Below are 10,624 nucleotides of genomic sequence, written 5' to 3'. Positions count from 1 at the left end.
CAACGCCTCGCTTACGTTAAATGTTACGGTATAATTACCGCTGCCGATATATGGTTTATTCGCTATATCTATTCCTGATATCGCGGGTACCGTATTATCATAATTAATAGAAGAAGTAACAACTTCACTAGAAATATTGCTATATCTGTCTTTTATCCATAAATATAAGGTCTTCACTCCACTTGTATTGTTTTTAAATACATAAGATGCTGGACGGTTATTCTGCCAGATAAAATTCGGGGAGGTATTAATTTCACCTAAAGCCCAATACCTCACATCCGCCTGATATGGAATATCTACGCCAATAGCTAGATCATTGGTATAATGCTGATCCCCGGTATCCTGATCGAATATGTTCAAAGAAGGCAACCCAGGATTAATATCTATCTTAACAAAAGGAAAAGGGCCATTATTATAATTCGAATCATTACCCTGAGATAAAGCGATGATCGCATTGCTTGCGTTATCAGTGACGTGCAAATAAAGATCAACATCACCCAATGGAAAAAAATCCGATATTACCAATTGATAAGCGTATTGCTGGATATAGTACTCGCCATTAACATAAGAACGTGTTGATATAAGTTCCGGATATATCGAGGAATTGCCATTCCTGTATCGAAACTCCAGTAAAGGTTCCTTATCAAGCAGACGCTTCTCTTCAACTACATTAACACTTATGATATAGTTATACTTACCTAAAGCATGCCCGATAAAGTCATCTGCTTTTAGCACCAATGCTCCGTCCGGCGTAGTAACAAGTCCGACAAAAACAGGAGAACTTAACGTAAGGTCCATATAAATAGAATGAGACGGAACAATTTGGTTAATATTACCTGCTTTGTCCATTACCCACAGATAAATATTCTTAGTTCCTTCATCAATGCCAGGAATAATATAGGTAGCTGGCATTGCATCTAACCAACCGCCGGTATGCGGAGTCAAACTAGGGATATAGGCATTAGAAATAAACCACTTATATACCCCGGGATCTTCTTCAATGTTAACTGAGATAATCGTCTCATTAGTGTTCAGAATAGATCCATTTGTCCTATCATGAATACTGAAAACGGGAGCAGGAGGAGGCGTTTTATCAATAATAATCTCTTTTGTACCGACCTGAACGTCATTATTATAAATAACATAAAAGTTATTTGTCACATTATGGGCCAAGTCTTCTGCCACAAGATTAAAAGAAGCCACACCATCAGAAAATTCAGGCTTTATGACAAAAGTAGCATTATAAGTCGGTCCACTCTTACTGTTAAAAGTCACAGTTACCGGTGCCTGCCCGGCTATATTAAGTTTGATATCAGGAGTCACGGATAGAATCTCATCTGTATACGCTGAGATTGTAAGTGTCTCTCCTCCAACATTAATAAATTCATGAAAATACCGGAACGTTATTAGTGGAGGAATAGTATCAATCACAAATACACCTGATTTGGAGGCATAATTGAGCGCATAATCATAGACACCTATATTTATACTCGCAGTGCCCTGTGCCAAAGCTTCTGTAACATTTAAAGTCGCCTGCCATGTATTGCCTGTAAGCTTTGCAGGAGCACTAATTTGAATGACTCCGCCAGCACTATCCCTAACCGTAACTGTCGGAGTAGATACAGCTTCTGAAATATCAAAGGATACTGCAAAGGAACCTGCTTTTTGATAATTATAGGGGATATTAATTTGTGCATCTGGAGGTGTCAAATCAATAATAAAGTTATTATCATTGGTAAAGATATTTTGAGTATTACGGGCATTATCCGTCACAATAACACTTAAAGTAGCCAATCCTTCCGATAGGCCAGAAGTAACAACCAGGCTTCCAGTCCAGAAATAATCAGAAACCCTGGTTAAATTATTTACTATGACGGTAGCTCCATTTGAACAAGTTAAAAACAGGTCCGGAGTAGATGTTTGCTCGGAAATATTCAACGTTACCATAAGCATCCCGGCTTTTACATATTCAGCAGGGTTCTTTACCAAACTTAACGTTGGTTTAATCGTATCATACACAATCGCAGCTTCGGTAACGCTCCAGTTAAATGCTTCATCTCTACCATAATAATATATGAGCTTCTCTTCATTTGTTATATTAAGAAAATTGTAAGTCACAGGAAAATTAATAGTACTTACCCATGGAAGATTTTTTATGTCCGCAGTTACATAGGTACCATTCTCAGTAACTATGAAATAGCTTAGATCAGAGGGGATTCCGGAAAAATTAATAGTGACTGTTCTAGAATTCGTATAATTTCGGTCTGAAGTTAATCTATCAAGCAAAGTTGCTGAATTCATACCCGGAGGAATATTATCAATAACAAAACTCTTATTCCCTTCCAGGTCTAATAAAGAATTAGCAACATTTCCCGCCTGGTCCGTAACGCGATAAATATAGTCCGCCGTTTTACCATTCCAATTCTGAGCTTCCGAAATATTTACAGTTGCCCGCCACAATGTACTGAAATCGGGTCCGTTAACACCATCATCAAGTTTCCAGACATTCATTGTTTGTTTATATGCCAAAGAAGAAATATTCAATGTTAAAGCATAATTATTTACTGGATCGCTAACCAGGATATTAACGGTCAAAGTACCGGCAGCAACCTTAGTACCGGGAATATCAAGAGTATATGTCGAGGTCGGTACTGCAGTATCTTTTTCGATATCCTGGATCATGGAAGTTCTGTTCCCTGCCTGGTCCCTAACCCAGAAATGCATTCTATAAAAACCGTTATCGTAAGCTGAAATGTCAAATGTCGTTGACTTATTATTAGAACTTACCCAACGGGGGTCATCATATACAGGGATCGCCGGAGACAAGTTCTGCCCCTGAGGTGTTAAAGCTACCAAATATTTAATATTACCATCAATATCAAGATTATGGCTGTAATTATAGCTGATAGGAAGGGACGTACTTGCCATTTTCGAAGTGCTGCCGGTATTTGGATCTTTCACCTGGATATATTTACCTGACCCAATATCCAAAGGCTCAATATAGGCATCAAGAACAACTTGATAAGGATCCGAATAATCACTATTGTGCTGTGCATAATCGTTAACACATATTTGAATGTTATAAGTACCTGCACCTTTACTTAAGCTGAAATTACTGAGCATACCGTACCAATCCGTTGTGCCCTGATCTACTCCGTTATAAAAATACTTTATCTTGTATTGATATGCATCACTTGCCGAGTCTATATTAAGCTTAATCTGATTAGCATTCGACCAACCCGGAATAGTTTCATCCAGATCAGTTATTGTAAAAACAGGAGCTGTAGGAGTAGTAAAGTCTGTTTTATATGGCAACCTGTTATCATTGGCATATGTCGGAGAATATTGGCCGGTTCCTTTCAATCCGCCAAAGTTGTCTACAGAATATTGGAAATTCACTGTTTGGCCATCTTTCCAACTATCATTCACAAGAAAGGAAGCATTCCATGCGCTAGAACCCCCGATTACAGGATCATATGTGCCGTTATCGTATTCTGCAGTAAGGGTATAGGATTGTGGCTGATCGGATTGATCTAGATACTGAACGGTTACTGTAGGAACTGCTGATATGGGGATCTTCTGGTTAAAACCTAATTTTACCTGAACTTGTCCGTATCCGGCAATCCAATTTGAGTTGAGAACCGGAGACACGCCCACCCTGCCTACGTCTGTTAAAACAGGTGCTTGAGAATTTCTATAAAACTCTATAATAGTCGGGGAATTGCACAATTTACCATATTCGTCCATTGTCCACAGTGTTATGCTGGCTGGAGTCAACTGTTCAACATAGCCGATATTAACCTGTAATGGTTTTAAATTGGTCCATTTATCGTTCGTAAATATATTTGATGAACTGAGTAGATTGACTTCCGGCAACCAGTACCTGGCATTTGCAACATCAATATTAATATGAGGATTATCTACATTAACAAAAATTTTACCGGATAAATTCTTATACTCTTGAGGATTGGAAAAAGAGACGGAACCTTCCAGCACAGATGAACCCACCATAAACGAATTATCAATACCGTTAAAATTATTCGTAGAAGTATTACCGGCCTTATCTGTCATAACAACATCAAAATAAAATGGTCCTCCGGTATCAGTAACCGTAAAATTACCCTCGTACCAATTAGAAGGATAGCCAACCCATGACATAGGAATAACTGCATTATTACATGATACGGCAATCCCACCCAAGCTATAATCCTGGGTATTATCTGCTCTTACAATTACTTTATATGCTTGTCCGGAAGTTAATTTATGACCGGAGGAACTCCATTGGTCTTGTAGTAATGTAGCAAGGGCTCCGCTAGAAGGCTTAATCTGTACATTCAATAGTCCGACCTTGGGAACAACCGGGTCCCACTGTACTACGAAAGAACATATATCCTCATTTATCATTTGAGCTTGATTCATAACCCACACGTATAACGTTCTGTTTTCAACGGCTGGAGGACATGTGAACCCGTAGTTTTTTATATCAATAGTTGCAGGAAAAGGGACATCAAGCCAAGCTGCATCACTAGTAGCAGGTTGGGTGCTCATAGTATTTGATATTATCCATTTAACTGCTGTAGGACTGGAAATATTAAGGCTAACAACAGCCTCGTTAACATTGTTCAGGATATGAACCGGAGAATTCATATCGGAAACCGACACGGAAGGCGCCGGCATTCGGGTTTGAATAGTGAAATATCTTCCGTTATTAACGACAGTATTGGAATTGTAAGCCCTGTCTACTAAATTCACCTGGTATTCCGCCTGTCCGTTAGGGTCCGTATAGTTAACATTAAAAGTCCCTATTAATGTTGTAGTAACGCCCGGCACGAAACCAACCAGATTAACAGTTACCGGAGTTGCTTGCCCATACATTAAATACTTTAAAGAAAAACTGAGCAAAGGCTCTGACAAGACAATATTTACCGTATTAACACCAAATCCTACCTCAGAAGAGCCGCCCACAACCAACAAATTAACAGTTGGCGCAGTCAGGTCCAGGTATGTCGTATCTGACCCAGCGCCAATAGCAACGTTGCCTGCTGCATCCTTTATCCAGGCATATACCGTTTTTGTACCTTGGGTAAAATATGAAACGGGTATGTTATACTCAGTTATCCTGCTGCTACTCCAGCTAGGATCATATTTATTTGGCGTCGCAATATTCATAGTGACAAGCCATGCCACAGCATCACCGTCATTTGTAATCGCAATACCCAACTCTCCGTCATCCGTATAATCTGACGTCTGAAAATATCGATCGGCAATAACTAAGGTAACAGGATTAGGTCCGGTACTATCTACCACATGTACTCCTCCGGACTGTATCTGGACTCCATAAACATTTGCCCGATCCCTTGATTGAACACTGTATACCAACGTACCATTCTTGCCATTTGTCACCGTATAGTTTGTTTTCCATTGAAGTTGGCTGGTACCGATCTGCGTTAAAGCCAAAACAACCGGATTATCCGTCCCGATCACATAACTTAATGTCGGTGTTGTTCCGGGATGCAGCGGTTCATTAAAATTTAATGTGACCGAGACTGGACCCGCAGCAATGAAATTTGCCGGAGTTTGAACAATCGACGCTATTGGAGGTGTATTATCTAAATTTATGGTTGCAACCGAGGGTACGCTGATATTACCAATACTATCCATAATCCACAGGTATACCATTTTATTTTCATTGACCATATTCTTAAAAGAATAGTAAGTAGGGTTAGAATTAGACCATCTGTTGTCAGTAACTGTTGGCGACGTGCCGATTTCCGTTATTAACCAGTATGATGCACCTTCATCTCCCTGAATGTCTGCAAACACCGACAAATCATCTGTCCAGGATGGATCATTATCATCCTGATCGCGTAATGTTAAGGAAGGAGTGCCTACACTACGGGCTATCTGGTAATTACCTATCGGTTTTTCAAATATTACCCAACCGGCATTATTAGTTGCCGAAAGGTAAAAATTCACCTGCAGTTCCGGAGTTAACGCAGGATTAAAATTAAAGGTAGCTATATAAGAATTACCAACCCTACCGTAAATATGTAAAGGATAAACTGTGCCTCCGCTTTGAGGATACTTTATGTAAGCATTAGGAGTGACCGAAGGTAACTGGTTCATATTTATCGTAGCACTCATCGGATAATTAATGCCAATTCTTGAGTCCGACAGTTCCATAGTCGCATCCGGAGCTTGCGCGATGATATTCAAGCTTACAACATTAGTCTTAATGTTGCCGGCCCTATCCGCTGCCTGGAAATAAAAATTATGTAACCCGTCAGATAACCCTGAAAATTGAAAATTCTGGTTTGTAAACCAGTCCGACCATGCATTATTATCAACTTTTGCCCTATAGGGAGTCGATTTTAACTGTCCTGAATCACTGGCAGCACTCCAGGAAACAATTAAGTTGTCTTTATTATACCAACCTACGCTGGGTGCAATATTAGGATACGTGTAAGAATTTACTACCGGTTGCAGTAAAAAACCTGCGGGCACCGTTTTATCTACTTTAATATAAACAGAGTAAGTTACTACATTACCTGCCTTATCGGCTACCTGCAACATTATATTCCTAGTAGTGTTATTACCTGCCTGTACAAAAAATTCGCTGGTTGCAGTCTCAAACTGCCAGGCAGACCAGGTAACCTGACCAGCATCTACCTTGAACCGGAATGGTTTAGCTTTTAAGCCGCCGGTATCAAATGAAGGATCCCACTTTAATTCGACCGATTCGTCATCGTACCAACCTTCTTCCGGCTCTACTCCGTCATTATTACTATCTCCGTCTCTCCTTATTTCCGTATAAAATGGCTGAGGCAGGTTAACATCGACATAGATCCCTTTTCTTTCCTTATTTACATTTCCGGCTTTGTCCACAATATATGCATCGAAGTTACGAACAATGTCATTTCCCGCATTGGTAAAGATATTATTAAATGTGGGAGAATTCTGCATAATCCAATCAACAGAACCATCAGAATTCCTTATATAATAAGGCTGGTCCCGGAATCCTCCTGCATCGTACATTGACTTAGTCGGGGTTAAATCAAGGTCCACTGTCTGATCATCATAGTAACCGGCATCAGGCGAAACATCATCGACAACATCAGAGCTATCAGCCCAGATGTTAAGAGATATCGGAACAGAATTATTGAATCCGATAATATTTGGGGTAGTAATATCCACGTTTATGGTTGTCTGTATCTGACTGACATTACCGGCATGATCAACTACTTTTATAAGAATATAGTTAGCAGTAGCATTTAACGGTGCAACCGGGAGATTCTGATATGTTCGCGAATCGACATTTATAGGAGTACTCCAGGTTACCGGCACACTCATATTTGTCGATGAATACTTGGCCGCCACATAGAACGGATAGGTACGCAACCCTCCACCCTCATCAGTGAATTCCGACCAGGTAAAATCTACAAACCCATCATCATCCCAACCCTGCAAAGGATCAATACCATCTCCCTTGGAATCTGTATCTTGTACAATGTCAATCGTCTTACCGGATGTTGGCACCGCTAACGTATCAACATTAAATACAGGGGTGTTAATATATGTGAAATTACCTGCTTTATCAAGAACATACAAACGATAATATTGTTGATCACCGATATATAACTGACCGGAGTATTCATAAGTAGCTGCGCCGTTCTTACTGGGGGTATCCGTATAATACCGGATGGAATCATAACCACCCCGATAATTCATCCACGCATAAGCACTGCTCGTACGAAGATTTTGTTCTGTTATTGTACCGGTCAATGCCACGTTGATATTGGAAATATCATACCAACCGGTTTCAGGCAGGAATCCGTCATTTCCGTTATCTAAGGTATTTACAGAAATACCCAGAGACCCATTGTTAATTACCGGAACTACGGTATCTACATATACACTAGCCGTACCAACTGAAAGATTACCAGCTTTATCCGCTATAGCACAAGTGATAATTCGTTTGGTATTGCCACCATCCAAAGTATACAAATTAGTATAGCTGTTAGTATCAAAATTAACCCAGACCTGGCTGCCGGCGTCATTTTTAGCAAAATATTTAAAGCTGCGCAGGCTGGTATCAGTTACGTCGTCATTAATACTAATATCAACACCTGTATCGTTATACCAACGAGTACCATCAGGATCAGACTGGGGAGAAAAATACGGCCAATTAGGCTGTGAGTCTGCCTGCACATTTACGGTTACGTAACCAGCAGGCGCGGTAGTATCTACATATACAATATCATTAGCGCTGCTAACATTACCCGCACGGTCAACTGCTCTAACAGAAACAGTTATCGGGGAATTATTCAATGGAGCAGTATAAAGGTCGATATAAGCAAACGCCCCTGAACTCAAAAAATTTGACCATCCTGTACTTCCGGAACTATTTTTTACCTGATAGCAATAATCACGCAATTGCCCTGTTTCAGAAGGCTGCGTCCAATCTATATCAACACCGGTATTATCGTACCACCCGGGTAAAGGATCAATCCCGTCACCACCTGAATCGGCATCAGCTCTTACTCTCACAGTAAACGGACCGGGTGCCGCTGTATCTACATAAACATTGACACTGGCCGTACGAACAAAACCGGATTTATCTTTATATTGAAAATAAAAAGTATTCGGTATTACAGGATTGCCGGTTACCGGCAAAGCCACTGCAGACCCTACACTGCTGGGAAACCAGGCTGACCAGGTAGTTTGCATTGGAGAAATATAGTAGCGCAAAGCAGAAGAATTAAACCCTCCGGATTCAGAAAAATCCCATGAAATAGTTACCCCGTTAGCATCATCGAACCAATATGGCTCCGGATCGATACCATCTCCTTTAGAATCCCTATCGAATTCTACGTTCAAAACAACTTGCGGCGCAGTTATATCTATATTCACAGCTTTCGAATCATAGCGAATATTACCGGCCCGATCAATAACACCGGCATAAATCGTACGGGGAACACTCTCCCCTGCAGTAGTTAAAATATTTATGGTATTCGCAGCATACTGCGCCCAATCTGTCTGGTTAATACTATTCTTAAAAACATAAGGAGCCAAACGATATGAATCAATATCCATATTTGAAGTTATGGTAATACCGACGAGAATACTTTCTTGATCATACCAGCCTGCATCAGGAGTGACGCCGCTCGTACCCGGAATGTCCGGAGGTATATTAATGGCTATAGAACCCATTGGCGCCGTAGTATCAACATAAACATTAAAAGTCGCCTGTACCGTACGACCGGCTTTGTCCGCTTTAGCTACGGTCAATGTTCTATTAATACCTTCACTCGTAGAAAAATTATAAAAATTTTGTGAATCCTGCGCAGCAGTGAACGACTGCTGATTAGCATCATTTTTCACCAAATACACACCGCCGGAACGCCACCCATTAATATCACTTGCCGTATCACTGATAATTCTGAAATCCACCCCATTATCATCGTACCAACCGGATTCAGGAGGGATCCCATCTCCCCCGCTATCAGTATCTGCACTTAACTGAGCCAAAATCGTTCCCGAAGGATTATTCAGGTCAACATAAAAATAAGTATTAGCGGTAACCGTATGTCCAGCTCTGTCTCTTGCTTGTACATAAACCAGATTATGATAATTATCCGAACTCGAATATGCCTGTAAGTTCGATACTGACGAGCCTGAAGTCCAGCCGCTCCATTGTGTATTACCCCCCGCATCACTGGCTGCCAGTCTATATCGATAAGCACCACCTGAATATGCACCGGCACCGACACCATCATCAAGTGACCAATAGAAATCAACATAATTATCGTCAAAATAGTGATAATCCGGTGCGATTCCATCTCCACTGCTAGCGCTATCAGCATCACTATACATAGCTACAGTTAAACTAGGAGTAGTAAGATCAACAACGATATTATTAGAAAAAACTTTATAATTACCTGCATTATCAACTGAACCGACATAAACGGTATGAGATCCTTCTGCCATAGATACATTAGAGGTAGAAGTATTAGTAGACCAGGGGCTCCAACTGCCATTATCTATCTTGTACTGAAACATATTGCCACTAACACCGGCGGTAGAGTCAACGATACTGCTCCAGCTAAATCCTACAGTTGTATCATCAAAAAAGCCGTTTTCAGGATTGGTATTACCTGCTATATCAGCAGTATCATTATCTATAGCGATAGAACCGGCAGGATCCGACCTGTCAAAAACTATACGCTGCGAGGTATTGTACTGCGTATAATTACCGGCAATATCGTAAACCCTCAAATACAAATATCGAGTACCATCAGGCACACTGGTAAAAGTATTGGAGGTGGAGCTTCCAACATCTATCCAAGAGCCGCCTTCATAAGAAGCATAAAACCTATCAAACCCCGAACCACCAGTGTCACTGGCACCACTCCATGTTAAAGTCACATCGCCATCGTCATCATACCAGGACTTAGGCGCAAACCCATCCCCATCCGAATCAGCATCAGGAGGAGGATCGCTCAATACTGAAGTTGGCAGTGGCGCATCTACCCAGATCACGAAGCTTGCTGAACTGCCCCACTGTCCTGATGCACTCATTGCCTGTACATCTATGGTATGAGTACCATCTCCTATAGCATCTGCT

At 40.8% G+C, this 10,624-nt stretch carries 1 protein-coding gene; it reads right to left on the bottom strand.

The genetic code is table 11. The features are described 5' to 3' along the window. Positions 1-10,624, bottom strand: a 10,624-nt coding sequence (locus DKM50_01205) for a hypothetical protein (protein ID PZM83826.1), incomplete at both ends; no start/stop codon positions are given.

This window comes from Candidatus Margulisiibacteriota bacterium (assembly GCA_003242895.1).
GTDB lineage: Bacteria > Margulisbacteria > Riflemargulisbacteria > GWF2-39-127 > GWF2-39-127 > GWF2-39-127.
The sequence above is the reverse complement of the archived record's forward strand: the minus strand, read 5'-3'. Positions and strand labels throughout refer to the sequence as shown.